This is a genomic window from Streptomyces sp. DH10 (assembly GCF_029813805.1).
GTDB lineage: Bacteria > Actinomycetota > Actinomycetes > Streptomycetales > Streptomycetaceae > Streptomyces > Streptomyces coeruleofuscus.
This window is the reverse complement of the sequence record NZ_JARVKU010000022.1, coordinates 83,336-104,143: the sequence shown is the minus strand read 5'-3', so window position 1 is coordinate 104,143 and position 20,808 is coordinate 83,336. Positions and strand designations below refer to the sequence as shown.

At 71.3% G+C, this 20,808-nt stretch carries 22 protein-coding genes and 1 pseudogene; 14 read left to right on the top strand and 9 right to left on the bottom strand.

Annotation, left to right across the window (positions count from 1 at the left end; genetic code table 11):
- The first annotated feature begins 9 nt into the window (after positions 1-9).
- The 3 genes from QC385_RS34670 (at position 10) to QC385_RS34660 (ending at position 2,377) form a co-directional block, all read left to right on the top strand.
- A complete protein-coding gene (locus QC385_RS34670) occupies positions 10-1,545 on the top strand; it encodes a glycoside hydrolase family 3 protein (RefSeq protein WP_279545323.1) in 1,536 nt (511 codons plus the stop codon).
- A 42-nt stretch (positions 1,546-1,587) separates the two neighbouring features.
- Positions 1,588-1,836, top strand: a complete 249-nt coding sequence (locus tag QC385_RS34665) for a helix-turn-helix transcriptional regulator (protein WP_086600158.1) — start codon at positions 1,588-1,590, stop codon at positions 1,834-1,836.
- Positions 1,837-1,960: 124 nt separating this feature from the next.
- Entirely contained in the window at positions 1,961-2,377 is a 417-nt protein-coding gene (locus QC385_RS34660; RefSeq protein ID WP_443033067.1) for a hypothetical protein, read from the top strand.
- A 56-nt stretch (positions 2,378-2,433) separates the two neighbouring features.
- Here QC385_RS34660 and nagB read toward each other — a convergent pair whose 3' ends face one another.
- The gene (gene nagB / locus QC385_RS34655) at positions 2,434-3,219 is read right to left on the bottom strand and encodes a glucosamine-6-phosphate deaminase (RefSeq protein ID WP_279545322.1); all 786 of its coding nucleotides are present in this window, start codon (positions 3,217-3,219) and stop codon (positions 2,434-2,436) included.
- A gap of 250 nt (positions 3,220-3,469) precedes the next feature.
- Between nagB and QC385_RS34650 the strand changes: the two genes are divergently transcribed.
- Both QC385_RS34650 and QC385_RS34645 read left to right on the top strand, forming a co-directional pair.
- Positions 3,470-4,162, top strand: a complete 693-nt coding sequence (locus tag QC385_RS34650) for a TetR/AcrR family transcriptional regulator (protein WP_279545321.1) — start codon at positions 3,470-3,472, stop codon at positions 4,160-4,162.
- A 386-nt stretch (positions 4,163-4,548) separates the two neighbouring features.
- Positions 4,549-6,015 (top strand): sensor histidine kinase, encoded by a 1,467-nt coding sequence (locus tag QC385_RS34645; protein ID WP_279545386.1) that lies wholly within the window; start codon positions 4,549-4,551, stop codon positions 6,013-6,015.
- Positions 6,016-6,199: 184 nt separating this feature from the next.
- Here QC385_RS34645 and QC385_RS34640 read toward each other — a convergent pair whose 3' ends face one another.
- Together QC385_RS34640 and QC385_RS34635 are read right to left on the bottom strand one after the other, a co-directional pair.
- A complete protein-coding gene (locus QC385_RS34640) occupies positions 6,200-6,457 on the bottom strand; it encodes a WhiB family transcriptional regulator (RefSeq protein ID WP_003992873.1) in 258 nt (85 codons plus the stop codon).
- Between the two features lie 319 nt (positions 6,458-6,776).
- Positions 6,777-7,745 carry a diacylglycerol/lipid kinase family protein gene (locus QC385_RS34635; RefSeq protein WP_279545320.1) on the bottom strand — a complete coding sequence of 323 codons (969 nt, stop codon included), beginning with the start codon at positions 7,743-7,745 and terminating at the stop codon, positions 6,777-6,779.
- A 115-nt stretch (positions 7,746-7,860) separates the two neighbouring features.
- On the opposite strand from QC385_RS34635, the gene QC385_RS34630 reads away from it, so the two are divergent.
- Positions 7,861-8,301: a hypothetical protein gene (locus tag QC385_RS34630; RefSeq protein WP_279545319.1), complete on the top strand. Its 441-nt coding sequence runs from the start codon at positions 7,861-7,863 to the stop codon at positions 8,299-8,301.
- 3 nt (positions 8,302-8,304) lie between these two features.
- On the opposite strand, the gene QC385_RS34625 is transcribed toward QC385_RS34630, so the two are convergent.
- From QC385_RS34625 to QC385_RS34615, 3 genes are all read right to left on the bottom strand, one after another.
- Positions 8,305-9,444, bottom strand: a complete 1,140-nt coding sequence (locus tag QC385_RS34625; RefSeq protein ID WP_279545318.1) for an RNA polymerase sigma factor SigF — start codon at positions 9,442-9,444, stop codon at positions 8,305-8,307.
- 17 nt (positions 9,445-9,461) lie between these two features.
- A complete protein-coding gene (locus tag QC385_RS34620) occupies positions 9,462-9,875 on the bottom strand; it encodes a hypothetical protein (RefSeq protein ID WP_003992877.1) in 414 nt (137 codons plus the stop codon).
- A gap of 260 nt (positions 9,876-10,135) precedes the next feature.
- Positions 10,136-10,396, bottom strand: a complete 261-nt coding sequence (locus tag QC385_RS34615) for a UBP-type zinc finger domain-containing protein (RefSeq protein ID WP_279545317.1) — start codon at positions 10,394-10,396, stop codon at positions 10,136-10,138.
- Positions 10,397-10,457: 61 nt separating this feature from the next.
- Between QC385_RS34615 and QC385_RS34610 the strand changes: the two genes are divergently transcribed.
- A complete protein-coding gene (locus QC385_RS34610) occupies positions 10,458-12,056 on the top strand; it encodes a Na+/H+ antiporter (RefSeq protein WP_279545316.1) in 1,599 nt (532 codons plus the stop codon).
- Between the two features lie 70 nt (positions 12,057-12,126).
- Here QC385_RS34610 and QC385_RS34605 read toward each other — a convergent pair whose 3' ends face one another.
- Both QC385_RS34605 and QC385_RS34600 read right to left on the bottom strand, forming a co-directional pair.
- Entirely contained in the window at positions 12,127-13,035 is a 909-nt protein-coding gene (locus tag QC385_RS34605; RefSeq protein ID WP_279545315.1) for a 1-aminocyclopropane-1-carboxylate deaminase/D-cysteine desulfhydrase, read from the bottom strand.
- Between the two features lie 10 nt (positions 13,036-13,045).
- Entirely contained in the window at positions 13,046-13,510 is a 465-nt protein-coding gene (locus QC385_RS34600; RefSeq protein WP_279545314.1) for a DUF6010 family protein, read from the bottom strand.
- 290 nt (positions 13,511-13,800) lie between these two features.
- Between QC385_RS34600 and QC385_RS34595 the strand changes: the two genes are divergently transcribed.
- From QC385_RS34595 to QC385_RS34585, 3 genes and pseudogenes are all read left to right on the top strand, one after another.
- The gene (locus QC385_RS34595) at positions 13,801-15,207 is read left to right on the top strand and encodes a family 2B encapsulin nanocompartment shell protein (protein ID WP_279545313.1); all 1,407 of its coding nucleotides are present in this window, start codon (positions 13,801-13,803) and stop codon (positions 15,205-15,207) included.
- A 111-nt stretch (positions 15,208-15,318) separates the two neighbouring features.
- Positions 15,319-16,488 (top strand): annotated as a pseudogene (locus QC385_RS34590) (family 2 encapsulin nanocompartment cargo protein polyprenyl transferase).
- Between the two features lie 345 nt (positions 16,489-16,833).
- On the top strand, positions 16,834-17,445 hold the full coding sequence (locus tag QC385_RS34585) for a GNAT family N-acetyltransferase (protein WP_279545312.1): 612 nt from the start codon (positions 16,834-16,836) through the stop codon (positions 17,443-17,445).
- Here the strand turns inward: QC385_RS34585 and QC385_RS34580 are convergent.
- A complete protein-coding gene (locus tag QC385_RS34580; RefSeq protein ID WP_279545311.1) occupies positions 17,442-18,062 on the bottom strand; it encodes a TetR/AcrR family transcriptional regulator in 621 nt (206 codons plus the stop codon). The two genes, QC385_RS34585 and QC385_RS34580, sit on opposite strands and share 4 nt — an antisense overlap.
- 112 nt (positions 18,063-18,174) lie before the next feature.
- Here QC385_RS34580 and QC385_RS34575 point away from each other — a divergent pair, with 112 nt between their 5' ends.
- The 4 genes from QC385_RS34575 to QC385_RS34560 all read left to right on the top strand — a co-directional run bounded on the left by QC385_RS34575 (position 18,175) and on the right by QC385_RS34560 (position 20,808).
- Entirely contained in the window at positions 18,175-18,759 is a 585-nt protein-coding gene (locus tag QC385_RS34575) for a dihydrofolate reductase family protein (protein WP_279545310.1), read from the top strand.
- Positions 18,760-18,785: 26 nt separating this feature from the next.
- On the top strand, positions 18,786-19,061 hold the full coding sequence (locus QC385_RS34570) for a hypothetical protein (RefSeq protein ID WP_279545309.1): 276 nt from the start codon (positions 18,786-18,788) through the stop codon (positions 19,059-19,061).
- An 84-nt stretch (positions 19,062-19,145) separates the two neighbouring features.
- Complete coding sequence (locus QC385_RS34565) at positions 19,146-19,559, top strand: YciI family protein (RefSeq protein ID WP_279545308.1); 414 nt, start codon at positions 19,146-19,148, stop codon at positions 19,557-19,559.
- Between the two features lie 28 nt (positions 19,560-19,587).
- Entirely contained in the window at positions 19,588-20,808 is a 1,221-nt protein-coding gene (locus QC385_RS34560; RefSeq protein ID WP_279545307.1) for an RNA polymerase sigma factor, read from the top strand.

Below are 20,808 nucleotides of genomic sequence, written 5' to 3'. Positions count from 1 at the left end.
CCCCGCCCCATGACGACACTCGCCAGCGGTACCGACACGCTCACCCGTGACGCCCTGACGGTCCTCCAGCCCGGCTTCACCGGAACCACCGCCCCCGACTGGCTGCTGCGCCGGCTCGGAGAGGGCCTCGCCTCCGTCGGCCTGTTCGGCCGCAACATCGCCTCGCCCGGCCAACTGGCCGCGCTGACGGCGCGGCTGCGGGCCGAGCGCGACGACGTCCTGGTCGCCATCGACGAGGAAGGCGGTGACGTGACGCGCCTGGAGGTGCGGACCGGCTCCTCCTTCCCGGGCAACCACGCGCTCGGCGCGGTGGACGACGTGGAGCTGACGCGAGAGGTCGCCCACGAACTGGGCCGCCGTCTCGCGGCCTGCGGCGTGAACCTCAACTGGGCCCCGTCCGCCGACGTGAACTCCAACCCGCGCAACCCGGTGATCGGTGTCCGCTCCTTCGGCGCCGACACGGAACTGGCCGCCCGGCACACCGCGGCCTATGTGACGGGCCTCCAGTCCGCCGGAGTCGCCGCCTGCACCAAGCATTTCCCCGGCCACGGCGACACGGCCGTCGACTCCCACCACGCCCTGCCGCGCATCGACGTCCCCGCGGACGTGCTGGGCGACCGCGAGCTGACTCCGTTCCGCGCGGCCATCGCCGCCGGCAGCCGGGCCGTGATGAGCGCCCACATCCTCGTCCCGGCCCTGGACCCCGACCGCCCGGCCACCCTCTCCCGCCGCATCCTGACCGGCCTGCTGCGCGGCGAACTCGGCTACGACGGCCTCATCGTCACCGACGGCATGGAGATGCGGGCCATCGCGGGCACCTACGGCATCGAACGGGGCAGCGTCCTCGCCGTCGCCGCCGGTGCCGACGCGATCTGCGTGGGCGGCGGCCTCGCCGACGACGCGACCGTACGGCGCCTGCGGGACGCCCTGGTCGGGGCGGTACGCGCGGGCGAACTGCCGGAGGAACGCCTGGCCGAGGCCGCGGACCGGGTCCGGGCGCTGGCCCGCTGGGCGAGCACGGCCGGCCGTGCGTCCGAGGAGACCCGCGGCAGCGAGATCGGCCTGCACGCCGCCCGCCGCGCCCTCACGGTCACCGCCGCCCCGGGCCTGGGGAGCCCGGAGACCTTCGAGCCCCTCACCGAACCGCCCTACGTCGCCGCACTCACGCCCGTCGCCAACATCGCGGTGGGTGACGAGACCCCCTGGGGCGTCGCGGCCGAACTCGTCCACCTCCTGCCGGGCACGGTGACGGGCAGCTTCTCGGCGGCCGAAGGCAAGGAGGGCGACGCCGGTGCCGGTGACAGCGCCGGACGGGCGGCCCTTCAGGCAGCCGGTGCGCGCCGCATCGTCGCCGTCGTCCGCGACGAACACCGCCACCCCTGGATGGCCTCGGCCCTCGACACCCTGCTGGCCGCCCGCCCCGACACCATCGTGGTCGAAATGGGCGTCCCCCGGGCCGCACCCCGCGGCGCCCTGCACATCGCCACCCACGGCGCGGCCCGCGTCTGCGGCCGGGCGGCGGCCGAGGTGATCGCCGGGTTGTAAAGCTGGTTGTAAAGCTACCTCCGAATGTAGTACTTCTCATACGTGAGCGAGCAGGTGCACAACAGGTTGGCCATGGTGCGCGCCGAACGGAAGGTGTCGCGCCAGAGCCTGGCCGAGGCGGTGGGAGCCCACTACCAGACCATCGGCTACATCGAGCGAGGGCAGTACAACCCGAGCCTCGACCTGGCGTTGAAGATCTCGAAATTCTTCGATCTGCCGGTCGAGGCCCTGTTCTCCCTCGAACCGTTCCGGCCGCTCACGGACGAGGTCTACGGGAGGAACCAGCCATGACGACGACACGCCTGACCCGCTACGACCGGAGCATGCTGCGGCTCATGAACGACCGTCGCGGCCAGGCCTGGTCGCCACGGCGGCACGCCGGCGTCTGGCCGTCGCCGCACACATCACCCTCACCGTGGCCATCGGCGCCCTGATGACCCACTTCTACCTCGCCAAGGGCGAGCCGCTGTGGCCCGTCGTCGCGATGGCGGTGCTGCTGCTTCCCTGGACGGTCGCGACCGGGATCATCAACGGCGCCACCCGGGGCCTGCTGGAGCTGCGCGAACACGTACTGGACGAGCGGCAGCGGGCCGAACGCAGCCGCGTCCTGGCCCGGGCCCACCGCATGACCACCCTGCTCCTGGCCGCCGCGGCGGTCGCCCTGCTGATCACAGGCGGTGTCGACGGCAACGCCCCGAAGGCCTACGCGGCACCCCTCCTCATCGCCGTCCTCGTCGTCCACTGGGTCATGCCGCTGTGGGTGGCCGGCCTGCGGGCCGAGGACGAGCCGGCCGACGACGAGACGCTCGAGGCAGCGGCGCCCGGCCGCTAGGGGGGTGCGCGCCCCTAGGCCCCTAGGCCCCTAGGTCCTGATCCAAACGGCAGGCCCTATATGCCCTGCCACTCCGGCTTGTTGGCGTAGGTGTACCGGAAGTAGTCCGCCAGCTTCAGCTTCGACGCGGCGGCCTCGTCGACCACGACGGTCGCATGCGGGTGGAGCTGGAGCGCGGACGCGGGGCACACCGCGGCGACCGGCCCCTCGACCGTCGCCGCGACCGCGTCCGCCTTGCCCTCCCCGGTGGCGAGCAGCACCAGGTGCCGGGCCTCCAGGATCGTGCCGATGCCCTGCGTGATCACGTGGTGCGGCACCTGCTCGATGTCGCCGTCGAAGAAGCGCGCGTTGTCGATCCGGGTCTGCTCGGTCAGCGTCTTGATCCGTGTGCGTGACGCCAGCGACGAACACGGCTCGTTGAACCCTATGTGCCCGTCGGTCCCGATCCCGAGCAGCTGGAGGTCCACACCCCCGGCGTCCGCGAGCGCCTGGTCGTACGCCTCGCACGCCCCCTGCACGTCTTCGGCCGTGCCGTCCGGCCCCATGAACTGGTCCATCCCGATCCCGAGCGGCTCCAGCACCTCACGCCGCAGCACCGAGCGGTACGACTCCGGATGCGCGGCAGGCAGCCCCACGTACTCGTCGAGCTGGGCTATCCGAGCCCGCGCGACCTCCACGGCACCGGACCGAACCTTGGCCGCCAGCGCTTCGTACACGGGCAGAGGCGTCGAGCCGGTCGCCACGCCGAGCAGGGCGTCGGGCTTGCGCCGGAGCAGCTGAGCCATGGCCTCGGCGATGAGCTCGCCGCCCGCTTTGGCGTCCGGAACGATGACAACTTCCACGCTGGGCCTGCCGATCTGAGAGGGATGCTCAACTGGGACTGGACCCGGGAGAGGGGTCGTGTGGTTTAGACCAATCTAACAGAGCGGTGGCGTCGTCCCCAGGGTGAATGCCCCCGGTCCCGCAGGGGCGGCCGGCCGGTGCCGACCGAGTCTCCAGCGGGTGAACAGCGCCGTTCGCTAGTGATCGCTACAAAAAGACCGTACCGTAGTCCGCCGCCATTTCTCTAGTGCCCGCTATAAAATGCACTCCATGGTGAACGACGACGTGACCACGAGGGCTGAGCCGCACGGAATCGCGCAGGCCGAGAGGCCCGGGGCCGCGGCGGGCAAGGCCAAGGGGCGGCCCCGCGGCCGTCCCCGCTCCTTCGATCGCGAGACCGCGTTGGAGAAGGCGCTCCTGGCCTTCTGGGAGCACGGCTACGAGGCCACGTCCGTCTCCGACCTCACCCGGGTCATGGACATCGGCGCCCCCAGTCTCTACGCGGCCTTCGGCGACAAGCGGTCCCTCTTCGAGGAGGTGGTGCAGGTCTACGCCGCGAGGTACGGCTCGTTCACCGACCGGGCCCTCGCCGAGGAGCCCACCGCCCGGGCCGCCGTCGACCGCATGCTGCGCGAGGCCGCCACCGCGTACACGGAACCCGGCCGCCCGCACGGCTGCCTCGTCGTCCACGCCGCCGCGAACTGCTCGACGCCCGAGGTCGAACAGTCGCTGCGGGACCGCCGTAACGCCGACATCGCCGCGTTCGAGAGCCGCATCAGAGCCGATGTCGCCGCCGGCGCGCTGCCCCCGGGTACCGACGCCGCCGCCCTGGCCCGTCATACCGGAGCGATGATCCAGGGCATGTCGCAACAGGCGCGCGACGGGGCGAGCCGGGAGGAACTGGAGGCGGTCGCGGAAATTGCCATGTCCATCTGGCCCCGCACAGGAACCCACACGGGTTAGGCTGCGTGGTGGACGCTGGCGCGTCCGATCAGTCGGAGAATTAACAACAACGAACAGCCTCCAACGCATGGACACCTGCGAGTGGTCTAGTCCACAATGCGTGACGAGAGCGCGTGTGAAGCGTGCACCAGCCTCCGCTTTCCCCGCACAGGAAGGCGGACAGAGGAACCGAGGCTCTCTGCCCTGACTGCCCCGGCTCCTCGCCCTTCGGCCGACCGGGACCGCACACCCCGCGGCCGATACTGCTCCGGGCTGCGGTGCCGGGAGGGTTGAGGGTCCCTCTCAGGCGCCGCGGCCCGCGGGTGTTTCAGGGCACCCCTGTCTGTGAGGGGCCGTACATTTCAGAGCCGTACAAACCCCCGGGTACGCTCGCTCACGTGCCCTCCATGAACGAACTCGTCCGCCAGCACACCGCCCTCGACGACACCGATCTCGAGTGGCTCCACCTGCTGGTCTCGGAGTGGCAGCTGCTCTCCGACCTCTCCTTCGCCGACCTGGTGCTGTGGGTCCCCACCAGCGACGGCACGCGGTACGTGTCCGTCGCGCAGATGCGGCCCAACACCGGTCCCACGTCCTACCAGGACGACATGGTGGGCCACCTGGTCCCGCGTGGCCGCCGCCCGATGCTCGACGCCGCCCTCGACGAGGGCCGCATCGTGCGCGAGGGGGACCCCGAGTGGCGCGAGGAGGTCCCCGTCCGGGTCGAGTCGATCCCCGTACGGCGGGAGGGGCGCGTCCTGGGTGTCATCGCGCGCAACACCAATCTCCTCACCGTGCGCACCCCGAGCCGCCTGGAGCTCACCTACCTCCAGAGCGCCTCCGACCTCGCGCAGATGATCGCCGCCGGCGCCTTCCCGTTCGCGAACCAGCAGCTCGACATGGACGCCTCGCCCCGGGTGGGCGACGGACTGGTCCGGCTCGACGCCGACGGCATCGTCCAGTACGCCTCCCCGAACGCGCTGTCCGCCTATCACCGCCTCGGCCTCGCCTCCGACCTCGTCGGCCAGCACCTGGGCAAGACCACCGCGGAACTCGCCCCGACCCTGGGCCCGGTGGACGAAGCGCTCGCCAAGGTCGCCAGCGGCTGGGCGCCCCGCGAGTTCGAGATCGAGGCCACTGAGGGGGTCATCCAGTTCCGTGCGATCCCCCTCAAACCCAAGGGCACCCGCATCGGCTCGCTGGTCCTCCTCCGTGACGTCACCGAACTCCGCCGCCGCGAACGCGAGTTGATCACCAAGGACGCGACCATCCGGGAGATTCACCACCGCGTCAAGAACAACCTCCAGACGGTGGCGGCCCTGCTCCGCCTCCAGGCCCGGCGCATCGAGTCCGACCGCGGCCGCGAAGCGCTGGAGGAGGCGGTGCGACGCGTCGGATCGATTGCGATCGTGCACGAGACGCTCTCCCAGAACCTGGACGAGCGCGTGGAGTTCGACGACATCGCCGACCGCGTCCTGGCGATGGTCGCGGAGATCTCCCCGGGCAAGGTCACGGGCCGGCGCACGGGCCGCTTCGGCATCCTCGACGCCGAGGTCGCCACGCCGCTGTCGATGGTGCTGACCGAGGTTCTGCAGAACGCGCTGGAGCACGGCTTCCGCGAGGGCGACACCGGCACGGTCGAGGTGTCGGCGGTCCGCGGCGGTACGACCAAGGAGGCCCGACTGCTGGTCACCGTCCAGGACGACGGCGTCGGTCTCCCGGAGGGATTCGATCCGCAGACGGCGGGCAACCTCGGACTCCAGATCGTACGGACCCTGGTGGAGGGCGAGTTGGGGGGAACGTTCGACATGGTTCCGGCCCCGGAGCGAGGCACCCGCGTGATCCTGGACATCCCGGTGCCGACGCGGAAGTAGGAAACGCCCATCCGGATCCGGCCCTGAAAAGCATTGAGCCCCGGGCCACCAAGTGGCCCGGGGCTAAAGCTCGTTGCTGCTTAACTCAAGCGCATCGGGGGAACTGCGCGCTGCGGCTCGGGGGCGGGAGATGCGTACTCGCTGTACGCGCCGCCAAGCTCAGGCTGTCAGCAGGGGTGGGTTGTCAGGCGGAGGCCTGACGGGCCCGGTTGCGGGCGGCACGGCGCTTCATGGCGCGGCGCTCGTCCTCGCTGAGACCACCCCAGACGCCGGAGTCCTGACCGGACTCGAGCGCCCACTGCAGACACTGCTCGATCACCGGGCAGCGACGGCAGACGGCCTTGGCTTCCTCGATCTGCAGCAGCGCAGGACCGGTGTTGCCGATGGGGAAGAAGAGCTCGGGGTCTTCCTCGCGGCAAACGGCGTTGTGACGCCAGTCCATGGCTGCTACCTCTCCTTGGTATTACGTGCAGGTGCTTGTGAATGTGAACGCTTTCACGAATCCCTCAACAAGTGAAGGGCCGATCGCCAGGTTCCCTGGCGTGGGTCCTGTGAATTGAAGAGGGGTTCTGGTGATCAGTGGAGGCCGATGTTGCGGGCCGTCCCGATCGCCACGTAGAGACTCGCAAACCTCAGCGGCGGATACAACCCCTTCTGGAAAGTTTTTTTTGATTCTTCGGTGTCGACTAGGTCACAGCCGTACTTCCATGGGGTGGACCCTGGCCTAAACGTTCGAGTGAAAGGACTTTAGCCAGTTCTGCTCACACAATCACACGCAGTGCACGGCGTACGCCTGTGAACGTCACGCTTGTTCGCAGGCCCAGGTGGTCACCGTCCATCTGGAGGGGGAGCGGAGCCTTCGAATGCAAGGTGAACTCGGTCAAATCGTGCAGAGAGGTGGCGTGCTTGCCACGGGGTCCGCGCTCGGGGGACGAAGTGAGCAACTGGGTGCCATACCGGGCAACGGCCGCGGTGGACAGCCGGCTGAGACCGAAGAGATCGAGGCCGGTATCGAACGAGGCCTTAGGTGCCGCGTAGATCGGGCGATTCCCCAGAAACGTCCACGGGGAGGTGTTCGAGACTATGGACAGCACCAGATCGGTGATCGGATCCTCGCCGTCCCGCTCCAGCGTGATCGTGCCGTGCCGGCGGTTCGGCTCGCCGAGGAGCTGGCGCACGACCTGGCGCACGTAAAGAGCGTGTGTGGATTTCCGGCCGCGCTCGCGGTGCTGCTCGACCCGGCCGACCACGCCGGCGTCGAAGCCGAGCCCCGCGTTGAAGGTGAACCAGCGCGGGGGCACCGCCTCGTCCTCCGTGCCCGGTGTGCCGGAGGTCAGGCCCAGGCCGACAGTGCGTTCACTGCGGTCGCGCAGGGCGTCCAGCAGGGCGCCGGTTGCTTCCACCGCGTCGTTGGGCAGACCCAGGGCGCGGGCGAAGACATTGGTGGAGCCGCCCGGCACCACGGCGAGGCCGGGGAGGTGTCCCGGGGCGGGGCCCGCGTGCAGGAGGCCGTTGACGACCTCGTTGACCGTGCCGTCGCCGCCGAGAGCCACCACGAGGTCGATGTCGTCGCTCTCCGCCGCGTGCCGGCCCAGGTCGCGCGCGTGGCCGCGGTACTCGGTGGTGACCGCTTCCAGCTTCATCTCACTGGCGAGCGCGTGGATCAGTACGTCGCGTGTGCGCGCACTTGTGGTGGTTGCCGCCGGATTGACCACGAGAAGTGCACGCATGACTGGCAGCGTACCTACTGGGTGGTACCTGGCCCAGACCGAGGTAGGGATCAGGTAAGAGAGCGGGGGTGAACCTCGCCATGAGGGGCGCGCGGCCGAGGGCTACTCTTCAGGGGTGAGCAGTGAGCAGACCCCCACCACCTCGGACAACACCGGCCCCCGCCCGCGGCGGCTGACGTACGCCGCGCTGCTGGCCGCACTGGAGGGGCTGGCGCTGGTCGTCGGCGGCGTCTGGATGCTCGTCCTCGCACTCACCGGTGAGCCGGACAACCGCCAGCAGGCCGTGACCGGCGGCGTCACGCTCGTCGTGCTCGCGCTGCTGCCGCTGCTCGCCGCGCGCGGGCTGCTCGGCCGCCGCAGCTGGAGCCGCGGCCCGGCCGTCATCACCCAGCTCATGGCGCTGCCCGTGGCCTACAACCTGCTCCAGGCCGACAGCATGGCCATTCCGGCCGGGATCGCCCTCGCGGTCGTGGCCGTAGCGGCGCTCGTCCTGCTGGTGAACCCGGAGACGACCCGGGCCCTCGGGATCCGCGGGCCCGGCAACGTACAGAAGTAGCCGTCACTCCTCGACGAGGAGCTTCTCCCGGAGCTGGGCCAGCGTGCGCGCCAGCAGCCGCGAGACGTGCATCTGGGAGATGCCGACCTCCTGCGCGATCTGCGACTGGGTCATGTTGCCGAAGAAGCGCAGCAGCAGGATCCGCTTCTCACGCGGCGGGAGGTCCTCCAGAAGCGGCTTGAGAGACTCCCGGTACTCCACGCCCTCCAGCGCCTCGTCCTCCGCGCCGAGGGTGTCGGCGACCGCCGGGGACTCGTCGTCGGTGTCGGGGACGTCCAGGGACAGCGTGGAGTACGCGTTGGCGGACTCCAGGCCCTCCAGGACCTCCTCCTCCGAGATCGCCAGCTTCTCGGCGAGCTCGTGGACCGTGGGGGAGCGGCCGTGCAGCTGGGAGAGCTCGGCCGTGGCCGTGGTCAGGGAGAGGCGCAGCTCCTGGAGCCGGCGCGGGACGCGCACCGCCCAGCCCTTGTCACGGAAGTGCCGCTTGATCTCGCCCACGACCGTCGGGGTCGCGTACGTGGAGAACTCCACGCCGCGGTCCGGGTCGAAGCGGTCGACCGACTTGATCAGCCCGATCGTGGCGACCTGGGTCAGGTCGTCGAGCGGCTCGCCGCGGTTGCGGAAGCGGCGTGCGAGATGCTCCACGAGCGGCAGGTGCATACGGACCAGTTGATTGCGCAGCTCCGCGTACTCGGGGCTGCCGTTGTCCAGCGTGCGCAGTTTGAGGAACATCTCGCGCGCCCCGCTGCGGTCCGTGGAGCCGTGCGCACCCTGTGTGTGGCGTGCGCGCGGCGCTTCGTCCTCGGAGTGTCGCTCGTGCTCGCTCATCGTCCCGCCCGTCGCCCTTCCCCGAGCCCTCGCCTCCTCCGCCACTCCCGACTTCGCGCGAGTGGGGGGACCCCCCTGGGCAGGAGGTGCCGCGATCCCTCCGCCCGGAGGCGCGCTCCGCACGGCACCGTCCTGGGTCCGCTGCCCGCCGCCCGGGAGGACGGCCCCCGCGGAGTCGTCCTCCGGATGCGGGCGGGCCTGCTCGGGGATGCCGTCGATGCCGTCCGCCATGCGCCGGGCCACGGTCGGACCGCACGGGTCCGTGGCCGTGCCCTCGGCCGGCAGCTCTCGTGTGCCGCGCTCTTCGTCCCGCACCGGCCCGTCCTCTTTCCTCACGCCGGCCCGGGTCCCGCGCCGCGCTGTTTGTAGAGGCTGATCGAAACGGTTTTGTCCTTGTCCACGGCGGAGGAGACCTTGCCCGCGAGAGCGGACAGGACCGTCCAGGCGAAGGTGTCCCGCGAGGGGGCATGACCATCGGTGGTCGGCGCCGAGACGGTGACCTCGAGTGAGTCGTCGACGAGGCGGAAGACACAGCTGAGCACGGAGCCGGGCACGGCCTGCTGAAGCAGGATCGCGCAGGCCTCGTCCACAGCGATGCGCAGGTCCTCGATCTCGTCGAGGGTGAAGTCCAAACGGGCCGCGAGACCGGCCGTGGCCGTACGCAGCACCGACAGGTAGGCACCCGCAGCCGGCAGCCGGACTTCCACGAAGTCCTGCGTCGCGGGCTCGCCTGCGATCTGGGACACCCTCACCTCCATGGTGGTACAAGTGTTTCGGGGCCGAGGGTCGCCCCCCGGGGTAACGCGATACATGGTTCAGCGGTGACGCTACCGCGCTCTCAACGGTCCTGTCCCCGGGACCCCAACCCCTTGCCGTCACTCACAGTAAACCTGTGAATACGCTCCGTGTCTAGAGGTTCTGCGGGCCCAAATGGGAAGAGCGTGCGCCGGGTTGACGTACCCAGACGTCAGACGGTCGAACCGTCCCGCGCCGGGGTCCTGCCGAGTCACACCAGGACATGATCGACGAAGCACCACCGCCAACTCTCCCCGGGTTCATGGGTCCGCATCACGGGATGTCCGGACTTCTCGTGGTGCACCGCCGCGTGCCGCCCCGGCGAAGAGTCGCAGCAGCCGACGTGACCGCAGCTCAGACACAGCCGCAGTTGCACCGGATCCATGCCCTCCGCCAGGCACTCCGGACACGTCTCGCTGAGCGGGACGGGTTCGGGATGAGGCAGCGCCTCGGCGTGGGTGCACTGTTTCATGATTGCCAGGTTACGACGGTCGCGCCGAAGACCGCGTGGAAAAAAGAGGGCGGGCGAGAAGATGGACGTGATGCCACTGCTGCTGCTGGTGGCGGGCAGCGCCGCGATCGCCGCGGCGGCCAGGCGCACACCGGTGCCGGCGCCCCTGCTGCTGGTGGCGGTCGGGCTGGCGGTGAGCTCCGTCCCCGGGGTGCCGGACTACACCCTCGACCCGCACATCGTCCTGCCGCTCCTGCTGCCCCCGCTGCTGCACACGGCCGCCACCGACAGTTCGTACCTCGACCTGCGGGCGCAGCTGCGCCCGGTGGCGCTGCTGTCCGTCGGGTACGTGCTGTTCGCGACCTTCGTCGTCGGTTGGGCCCTGTACCTGATCGTGCCGGACCTGCCGCTGACCGCCGCCCTGGTCTTCGGCGCGGTGGTGGCACCGCCGGACGCGGTCGCGGCGACGGCCGTGGCCCGCCGGGTCGGGCTGCCGTCGCGGATCACCACGATCCTCCAGGGCGAGTCCCTGCTGAACGACGCCACCGCGATCACCGCCTACCGGGTGGCCCTGGCCGCCGCCGTCGGCGAGGGCGCGACCTGGGCCGGGGGCATCGGCGAGTTCCTGCTCGCGGCCGTCGGCGGCGTCGTGGTCGGGCTCGTGCTGATGGCGCCGATCCACTGGCTGCGCACGCACGTGAAGGAGGCGCTGTTCCAGAACACGCTTTCCCTGCTGACCCCGTTCGTCGCGTACGCCGTCGCCGAGCAGGTGCACGCCTCCGGTGTCATCGCCGTCGTCGTCGTCGCGCTCTATCTGGGACACCGCGCGTGGCAGGTCGACTTCGCCACGCGACTCCAGGAGGAGGCGGTGTGGAAGATGGTCGCCTTCGTCCTGGAGTCGGCGGTGTTCGCCCTGATCGGACTCCAGCTGCCGGTGGTGCTGAGGGGCCTCGGGGAGTACGAGGGGGTCCTGGCCGCCTGGTACGCGGTCGCCGTCTTCCTGGTGGTCGTCGCCGCCCGGTTCGCGTGGGTGTACCCGGCGACCTTCCTGCCGCGGCTGCTGTCGGCCCGGATCCGGGAGCGGGAGGCGAGTCCGACCTGGAGGGGGCCGTTCGTCGTCGCGTGGGCCGGTATGCGGGGCGTGGTCTCGCTCGCCATCGCCTTCTCGATCCCGCTCACCCTGCATGACGGCGAGGAGCCCTTCCCGCACCGCAACCTCATCCTCTTCCTGACCTTCACGACCGTCATCGGGACGCTGGTCGTGCAAGGGCTGACCCTGCCCCCGCTGATCCGTCTGCTGAGGTTCCCCGGGCGGGACGCACAGGCCGAGACACTGGCCGAGGCCAACGCCCAGGCGCAGGCCTCCCGGGCCGCCGAGCGGCGCCTGGACGAACTCCTCGCCGACGACCGCAACGCCCTGCCCGCGCCGCTCGCCGACCGGCTCCGCACCGTCCTGGAGCGCCGCCGCAACGCCGTCTGGGAACGGCTCGGGCAGGCCAACCCGGTCACCGGGGAGTCCGTCGACGACACCTACCGGCGGCTGTCGCGGGAGATGATCAGCGCCGAGCGCGAGGTGTTCGTCAAGCTCAGGGACGCCCGGTACATCGACGACGAGATGCTGCGGACGCTGCTGCGCAGGCTGGACCTGGAGGAGGCGGCGGCCTTTCGGGAGACGGCATAGAGGCGGGCAGGGACGGACGGCAGGACACGGCCTGGCGGCGGGAGGGGCGGCGGGGGCGCGCTGCCCGGCGTCACGGGAAGGGGCGGCCGGTGACCACGGCCGCCACCGTCGTCCCGCGCGGGAAGGCTCCTTCGCCGGCCAGGGCGACGAGCCCGTACAGCAGCTTGGCGACATACAGGCGCTCGACGGGCAGTCCGTGACGGTGCTCGAAGTCCGCGGCGAAGGAGTCGAGCTCGCCGGGCACGCGCGCGTAGCCGCCGAAGTGGAAGCGGTCGTCGAGGCTCCAGGTGCCGCGCGGACCGCCGAAGGCCTGGTGCTGCAAGGCCCTGACGTCGGCGGCCAGGAAGCCGCCCTTGAGGACGGGGACACCCACGGCGCGTTGCCCGGGGGCGAGGCCGGCGGCCAGTCCCGCCAGTGTGCCGCCGGTGCCGCAGGCCACGGCGACGACATCGGCTCGGCCGTGCAGTTCGGCGCCGAGCGCCCGGCAGCCGCGCACGGCCTCCGCGTTGCTGCCGCCCTCGGGGACGACGTAGGCCTCCTCGGCGTCCGCCGCGCGCAGGATCGCGGCCAGGGTCCGCGGCTCGGACTTGCGGCGGTAGGTCGCCCTGTCGACGAAGTGCAGCCGCATGCCGTCGGCCTTGCAGCGGGTCAGTGAGGGGTTGAGGGGCCGGCCGGCCAGCTCCTCACCGCGTACGACGCCGACCGTGCGGATGCCGAGCAGCCGGCCCGCCGCGGCCGTGGCGCGCAGGTGGTTGGAGTAGGCGCCGCCGAAGGTGACGACGGTACGGCCGGCCGCCGCCGCGAGGTTGGGCGCCAGCTTGCGCCACTTGTTGCCGATCAGTTCCGGGTGGATAAGGTCGTCCCGCTTCAGCACCAGCCGGACGCCGTGGCGCTCGAACCGGTCGTCCGCCACCTCCTCCGCCGGCGAGGGCAGCCGGGGACGCAGTGCGGCGAATCCGGAGGTGTCGGGGCTGGTCACCGGGCCATTGTCACCCGGGGGTGGGGGAGGGGGACTCGGGGCTGACGCCTTCCCGCGAGCCCGGGCCGGGCCGCGGCTGCCCGGGCCGGCGGCGCTCGCGCACGAAGTCGATGAGGGACGGGCCGCCCCGCAGGCACCAGAGTGCGATCACCGGGTCGCAGATCGCGCAGCCCAGGGAGGAGGTGTGGGCGAAGGGGATGATCGGGGCGCCCTTGACGTGGTGCACGATGTCCCACGCCGTGTGCAGCAGCCAGCCGGCGCCGATCCACGCCCACGACTCCAGGCCGCGGAAGGCGACGTAGGCGAGCAGCGCGGTGAAGGGGAACTCCCAGCCGCCCATGCCGCCGCCACTGAGGTACGCCGCGCCGGCACCGGCGACCATGACCGCGTTCAGGCGCCGCCGGTGCGGTTCGCGGACCAGGGACATCAACAGGGCGTAGAGGATGCCGATGGCGATCGGCGCGATGTACTGCATGGACGGGCCGTCTCCGGAGTCGGTGAAAGGAAGGGATCACCACGCTAGGTCCGGCCCCGCACGCTCCCCAGCGGCATGACCGACAGGTTCCGACGGGTTCTCGCCAGCAGCCACGGAGCCTGCCACGCCGCCCGTTAACGCCGGGAAAGCGGGCCCCTGCCCAGTCGTACGAAGATCCATTCCCGCTCGTTCGTGTAATAGCACCGCGACGTTGAGTGAGGAAGGCTTGGCGGTGCACATCGATGCCCGAGGCATATGGGCGTCGGTCACAACCGGGAGGGCAGTTCTCTATGTCGGTAGGCGAAGAGGTCCGCACGGAGCAGACCAAGCCGCAGCAGAGTCTCGGCACGGCGGCCGCGCGGAACCTGGCCACCACGACCAAGTCCGTGCCGCAGATGCAGGAGATCAGCTCCCGCTGGCTGCTGCGCATGCTGCCCTGGGTCGACATCCAGGGTGGTACGTACCGGGTGAACCGGCGGCTGACGTTCGCCGTGGGCGACGGCCGGCTGACGTTCGTGAAGACCGGCGACCGCGTCGAGATCATCCCCGCGGAGCTGGGTGAGCTGCCGGCGCTGCGGTCGTACGAGGACGAGGAGGTGCTCTTCGAGATCGCCCGGCGCTGCGAGCAGCGGGAGATCCCCGCCGGTGAGGTGATCGCCTCGTTCGGCAGCCCGACCGACGAGGTGTACCTGCTGGCGCACGGCAGGGTGGAGAAGGTCGGCACGGGCCCGTACGGCGACGACGAGTCTCTCGGGGTCCTCGCCGACGGCGCCTACCTCGGCGACGAGGCGCTGCTGAACGAGGACGCCATCTGGGAGTACACGGCCCGGGCGCTCACCGCGTGCACCGTGCTCGTCCTGACCCGCCAGGACGTCGAGCAGATCGCGGAGCGCTCGGACTCGCTGCGCGAGCACCTCCGCCAGCGCCGCTCGATCCCCCAGCAGCGCTCCAACAAGTACGGCGAGAAGGAGATCGACCTCGCCGCCGGCCACTCCGGAGAGCCGGACATCCCGCACACCTTCGTCGACTACGAGGCCAGGCCCCGTGAGTACGAACTGAGCGTCGCCCAGACCGTCCTGCGCATCCACACGCGCGTGGCCGACCTCTACAACCAGCCCATGAACCAGACCGAGCAGCAGATCCGGCTGACGGTCGAGGCGCTGAAGGAGCGCCAGGAGGACGAGCTCATCAACAACCGTGACTTCGGCCTTCTGCACAACTGCGAGTACGACCAGCGGATCCAGCCGCACGACGGCGTGCCCGGCCCTGACGACCTGGACGAGCTGCTCAGCAGGCGCCGCGGCACCAAACTGCTCCTCGCCCACCCGCGCGCCATCGCCGCGATCGGCCGCGAGCTCAACAAGCGCGGGCTCGTCCCCGAGACCATCGACATGGCCGGCAACCGCATCCCCACCTGGCGCGGAGTGCCGATCTTCCCGTGCAACAAGATCCCGGTGAGCCAGGAGCGGACGACCTCGATCATCGCCATGCGTACCGGCGAGAGCGACCAGGGCGTCATCGGCCTGCGGGCCTCCGGCATCCCGGACGAGATCGAGCCGAGCCTGTCGGTGCGCTTCATGGGCATCAACGAACAGGCCATCATCAAGTACCTGGTCACGGCCTACTACTCGGCCGCGGTCCTGGTACCGGACGCGCTCGGCGTCCTGGAGAACGTCGAGATCGGGCGCTGGGGGTGACGCTTCCGGTGCGGCGGCCGTGTCCGCGCCCGGCGGTGCGGGTACACCCTCGGAGTACGCGCCCAGCGGCAGCGGAAGCACTACCGTCCGCTCAGTCTCCGAGGCGGTCCCATGGGTGAGTCCCTTACGGAGTTCAGGACGGAGACGACGCTGCCCGCCCCCGGCGGGCAGCGCGGTGCCGAGCCCGGGCGTGCGGCCGGGGCACCGGAAAGGCGGGGGCCCATCGGAACACAGCGGGACGGCCGGCCAGGACCGGCCGAAGGGCACGAGGCGGTCATGCTCCTGGAGCGGGCCCGGGCGGAGGTCGACCCGGTACTGCGGGACGCGCTCGACTCGCTGCCCGGGCCGATGCGCCGGATCGCCCTCTACCACTTCGGCTGGGAGCAGGCGGACGGCACACCGGCCGAGGGCGGCTCCGGCAAGGCGATCCGGCCCGCGCTCGTCCTCGCCGCGGCGGCCGCCCTGGGCGGGGCGGAGGCACGGGTGGCGGCGGTCCGGGCGGCCGCGGCGGTGGAGCTGGTCCACAATTTCACGCTTCTGCATGACGACGTGATGGACAGAGACGCCACCCGCCGGCACCGGCCCACCGCGTAGACCGTGTTCGGCGACCCCGACGCGATCCTCGCCGGCGACGCCCTCCAGGCGCTGGCCATGCGGCTGCTCGCCGAGGACCCGCATCCGGCGGCCGCGGCCGCCACCGCCCGGCTCGCCGACTGTGTGATCGAACTGTGCGCGGGACAGCACGCGGACACGGCTCTGGAGCGGCGCGCTCCCGGCGAGGTCACGCTCGACGAGGTGCTCGCCATGGCGGAGGCCAAGACGGGCGCACTGCTGGGCAGCGCCTGTGCGATCGGCGGGCTGTACGCGGGTGCCGGGAACGCGGACGTGGCGGCGCTGGACGCGTTCGGCCGGGAGGCCGGGCTCGCCTTCCAGCTCATCGACGACGTGATCGGCATATGGGGCGACCCGCGCCGCACCGGCAAGCCCGTCGGCGCGGACCTGGCCGCCCGCAAGAAGTCCCTGCCGGTCGTGGCGGCCTTCACCTCCGGCACGCCGGCGGCCGCGGAACTCGCCGAACTGTACGCACGACCCAGCGAGAAGGAGGACCTGGACCACATCGCCCTGACCGTGGAGCGGGCGGGCGGCCGTGACTGGGCGCAGAACCAGGCGGCCGACCGGATGGCACTGGCGATGCAGGAACTGGCGCGTGCGGTGCCGGACCCGGAGGCGGCGGGCGGCCTGCTGGCCCTCGCCGAGTTCGTGACGCGGCGCACCGGCTGACGGCGCGGCCGTTTGCGGCGGACGGTGCGGGCATGGCGGTCGGGAACGGCCGCCGGTGCTGCAACGGGCCGTCGGCGGCACCTGACGGACCTTCGGGTCACCGAAGGGCAGGACCCCGGAGCGCCCCGGGGGCCGTGCGGCTCCTGACTCCGTACGGCCCCGGGCTTCCGGCCAGGCGGGTCCCGCACTGCCCCACGGTGTGCGGGGCCCGCCTCCTCCTGCCGGTCAGGACAGGCGCTTTGGGCAGCTGTTCGACGAAATCCCGCCAAGCTCAGGCCCCACGTGCCGGGGCGGCTCCCAACCGCCCTACGATCAACGCCCGTCGGGCGAGCGAAGGGGCGGGACATGGGTGTGGCGATCCGGACGGCGGGCGAGGGCGACCGGGAGCTGGTTGTCCGGCTGCTGGACGAGGCGTTCCAGAACGACCCGGTGAGCGGCTGGGTCTTCCCCGGGGCGGAGGACCGTCGCGCCAAGCATCCCGGACTCATGGCCGCCTTCACCGACATCGTGCTCGCGGCCGGGCGCATCGACCTCACCGAGGACGGTTCGGCCTGTGCGCTGTGGCTGTCCATGCCGGCCGACGACCATGACGGCGACGCCGAGGACGACGGTCCGGCCCAGGTGCGTCAGGCCGTCGACCCGGACAACGAACGCGTCGAGGCGATCGGCCGGCTGACCGCCGCCATCCACCCCTCCGGGCGGGCCCACGAGTACCTGTGGATGATCGCCGTGGCCCCCGGCCGCCAGGGCGAGGGTCTCGGCACGGCGCTCATCGAGTCGGTCCTCGACCGCTGCGACCGCGAGGGACTGCCCGCCTACCTGGAGGCGAGCAGCGGCCGCAGCCGAAAGCTGTACGAACGCCTCGGCTTCGAGCCCGCCGGCCCGGCGCTCGACCTCCCGGAGAACGGCCCGGCCATGTGGCCGATGTGGCGCGAGCCCCGCCCGCGCAAGGCTTAGGGCGTGTCCGCGCCACCCTCTCCGGCTCCTCCCTCCGGCAACACCGTCGCCACGATCCTGTCCACCAGCCCGTCCGGCACGCTCACCCCGGGCAGTACGCCCTCCAGGACGCCCGGCAGGGTCAGGTGTTCCAGGAGCAGTCCGAGCATGGCCAGGTATAGCACGGCGACGGACTCGTCGCCGCCGGGGAGGCCGGCCGTGCGGTGGAATTCCATGGCCTCCTCCAGGTCGCCGCGCACCGACTTGGTGTAGGAGGCGAGCAGTTCGGGGCGCCGGGTGGCCTCCAGGCGCAGCTCCATGAGGGCCAGGTAGCCCGTGCGGTCGCGGGTCGCGCGGGCCATCAGGTCGTACATGAAGGCCGTGACCAGTGAACGGTCCCTGGGGCGGGTCATCAGCTCGGCGACCACGTCGGGGTCGGGCGCGAGCCGTGTGTGCAGCCGGGTGTCGATCTGGCGCAGCAGGTCGGCACGGCCGGTGAAGTAGTTGGAGGCCGTGCCCACGGGCACGCCGGCCTCCGCGTCCACCGCGCGGAACGTCAGCCCGCGCGCTCCCTCACGCGCGAGCACCTCGACGCCGGCGTCGACGAGCGCGGCCCGGCGCTCGGGATTGCTGACCATGCGGAGTCCCTTCTCCCACTTTCGGCGGTTCGTGGAAATCGGCTTGCAACCACTACAGCAGGAGTACTACAACTGAAGTCGTTGCACCGGCAGCCTACGAAAAGAGACCGGCTTGCGAAAGCTCACGTACTTCATCGCCTGTTCCATCGACGGCTTCATCGGCGACCCGGGCGGCGACGCGACGTCGATGGTCCGTTTCGTCGACGAGGAGTTCCTCGCCTTCCTCAAGGCGGAATACCCGGAGACCGTGCCCACCCAGGGCCGCCGGGCCCTCGGCTTCGACGACCTGCCGAACAAGCGGTTCGACACCATCGTCCAGGGCCGGGCCAGCTACGACCTCGCCCTGAAGGACGACATCACCAGCCCTTACGCCCACCTGCGTGAATACGTCGCCTCCCGGACGCTGAAGGAGTCGCCCGACCCGAACGTCGAGATCATCGCGGACGACCTGGCCGGAAAGGTCCGCGAACTGAAGGCCGAGGACGGCGAGTTCGGCATCTACCTGTGCGGCGGCGCGCAGATCGCGGGCGAACTGCGCGACGAGATCGACGAACTCGTGATCAAGACCTACCCGCTCGTGTACGGCGCGGGCATGCCGATGTTCGGCTCCGGATTCGAGATCTCGGAGTTCGCCCTGGAGTCGGTGCGCACCTTCGGCAACGACGTGCTGGTGCGCACGTACAGCAGGAAGCGCTGAGGCCCCGCCCGGCCTACCCTGAGGACATGGGCAGCGAAGAACGCGTCTGTCCGACCTGCGGACAGCCAGTGGAAACAGTCGTCCGGCGCCACAAGACGCTGGGCGCGTGGGTCCCGCGCTGGGTTCCGGGCCCCTGCCGCAACCCCGAGTGCGCGGCCTACGACACGGAGAGTGCCGAGGGCGGTCAGTCCGGCGAGGGCATCCGGACCGCCGACTGGCCCCGGTCCGCCGAGGGCACCGCCCCACCTGCGACGACCCCGACCGAAGACGCCCCAGGAGAAACCGTCGCGGAAAATCCCTGAGCTCGTGTCGAGAATCCCGGCCCGGCTCCGACGTCCCCTGTGAGAGCCGCCCATGAGGGCGGCGAGAGCCGAAGGAGCGGACTGATGAAGTACCTGGTCATGGTGCAGGGCACGCAGGCGGACTACGAAGCCATGCGCGGCAAGGCGTCGGCGGGCTCCCCCGCCTGGAGCGAGGACGAGATCCAGGCCATGTTCGCCTACATGGGCGCCATCAACGACGACCTCTCCGAGACGGGCGAATTCGTCGACGGTCAGGGCCTGGCAGAGCCGGCGCAGACCCGGCACGTCACCCTCGGTGACGACGGCAAGGCGGTGATCACCGACGGGCCGTACAGCGAGACCAAGGAGCTGCTCGCCGGCTACTGGGTCCTGGAGTGCGAGAGCCTGGAGCGGGTCACGGAGATCGCCGAGCGCGTCGCCCGGTGCCCCCAGCCGGCCGGCGCCCCCGACTACCCGGTCGTGATCCGTCCGATCATGGACGGCTCCGGGGACATCTGAGGGCCGGACCACGCCGACGGACGGGCCGGTGAGGAACCCACCCGAGATCGAGGACCTGCTGCGCCGGAACGCGCCGCAGGTCCTCGGCGCGCTGGTCAGGCGCTACGGGCAGTTCGACGCCGCCGAGGACGCCGTACAGGAGGCGCTGCTCGCGGCGGCCGGGCAGTGGCCCTCGGCGGGTGTGCCCGGCAATCCGCGCGGCTGGCTGATCAGGGTCGCCTCGCGGCGGCTGACCGACGCCCTGCGCAGCGAGGAGGCACGGCGGCAGCGCGAGGAGCGGGCGGCGGCGCTCACGCCCCGCGACGCCTTCACCGCCCCGCCGCCCGGGGAGCGGGCTCCCCGCGAGGACGACACCCTCACGCTGCTCTTCCTGTGCTGCCACCCTGACCTGACGCCGCCCGCCCAGATCGCGCTCACCCTGCGCGCCGTCGGCGGTCTCACCACGGCGGAGATCGCCCGCGCGTATCTGGTGCCGGAAGCGACGATGGCCCAGCGGATCAGCCGGGCCAAGCAGAAGGTGCGGGGTGTGCGCTTCGGCCGCCCGGAGCGCTGGGAACAGCGGCTGCCGTCCGTCCTCCAGACCCTCTACCTGATCTTCAACGAGGGCTACACGGCCACCTCCGGCGCCACACTCCAGCGCCGTGACCTCGCAGCCGAGGCCGTACGCCTGACCCGCACGGTCCACCGGCTGCTCCCCGAGGACCGCGAGGTGGCCGGCCTGCTCGCGCTGATGCTGCTCACCGACGCCCGCCGCGACGCGCGCAGCGGACCGCACGACGAGCTGATCCCCCTCGACGAGCAGGACCGGGACCGCTGGGACGAGGCCGCGATCGAGGAGGGCGTCGCCCTGGTCACCGGGGCGCTGTCCCGGGGCCGGCCCGGGCCCTACCAACTGCGTGCCGCGATCGCCGCCGTCCACGACGAGGCGCCCTCGCCCGAGGCGACGGACTGGGCCGAGATCCTGGGCCTCTACGACGTCCTCGTGACCCTGGTCCCCGGCCCGGTCGAACGCCTCAACCGCGCGGTGGCCGTCGCCATGGTCCACGGCCCTCGCGCGGGTCTGTCCGAACTGGACGCCCTGGCAGGCGACTTGAAGGGTCACCGCCTGGACGCCGTACGAGGTCACCTCCTGGAGCGCGCGGGCGAGCCCGAAGCCGCTCGTGCCGCCTACGAGTCGGCCGCCGCCCAGACCCTCAGCCTGCCCGAACAGCGCTATCTCCAGGCGCGGGCGGCGCGGTTGACCGACTAG

Bases quoted from the DNA above. Each gene is read 5' to 3' on its own strand.
- QC385_RS34670 (WP_279545323.1), top strand. From the start codon at position 10: ATGACGACACTCGCCAGCGGTACCGACACGCTCACCCGTGACGCCCTG.
- QC385_RS34650 (WP_279545321.1), top strand. From the start codon at position 3,470: ATGGTGAACGACGACGTGACCACGAGGGCTGAGCCGCACGGAATCGCG.
- QC385_RS34645 (WP_279545386.1), top strand. From the start codon at position 4,549: ATGAACGAACTCGTCCGCCAGCACACCGCCCTCGACGACACCGATCTC.
- QC385_RS34640 (WP_003992873.1), bottom strand. From the start codon at position 6,457: ATGGACTGGCGTCACAACGCCGTTTGCCGCGAGGAAGACCCCGAGCTC.
- QC385_RS34635 (WP_279545320.1), bottom strand. From the start codon at position 7,745: ATGCGTGCACTTCTCGTGGTCAATCCGGCGGCAACCACCACAAGTGCG.
- QC385_RS34615 (WP_279545317.1), bottom strand. From the start codon at position 10,396: ATGAAACAGTGCACCCACGCCGAGGCGCTGCCTCATCCCGAACCCGTC.
- QC385_RS34610 (WP_279545316.1), top strand. From the start codon at position 10,458: ATGGACGTGATGCCACTGCTGCTGCTGGTGGCGGGCAGCGCCGCGATC.
- QC385_RS34600 (WP_279545314.1), bottom strand. From the start codon at position 13,510: ATGCAGTACATCGCGCCGATCGCCATCGGCATCCTCTACGCCCTGTTG.
- QC385_RS34595 (WP_279545313.1), top strand. From the start codon at position 13,801: ATGTCGGTAGGCGAAGAGGTCCGCACGGAGCAGACCAAGCCGCAGCAG.
- QC385_RS34585 (WP_279545312.1), top strand. From the start codon at position 16,834: ATGGGTGTGGCGATCCGGACGGCGGGCGAGGGCGACCGGGAGCTGGTT.
- QC385_RS34580 (WP_279545311.1), bottom strand. From the start codon at position 18,062: ATGGTCAGCAATCCCGAGCGCCGGGCCGCGCTCGTCGACGCCGGCGTC.
- QC385_RS34570 (WP_279545309.1), top strand. From the start codon at position 18,786: ATGGGCAGCGAAGAACGCGTCTGTCCGACCTGCGGACAGCCAGTGGAA.
- QC385_RS34565 (WP_279545308.1), top strand. From the start codon at position 19,146: ATGAAGTACCTGGTCATGGTGCAGGGCACGCAGGCGGACTACGAAGCC.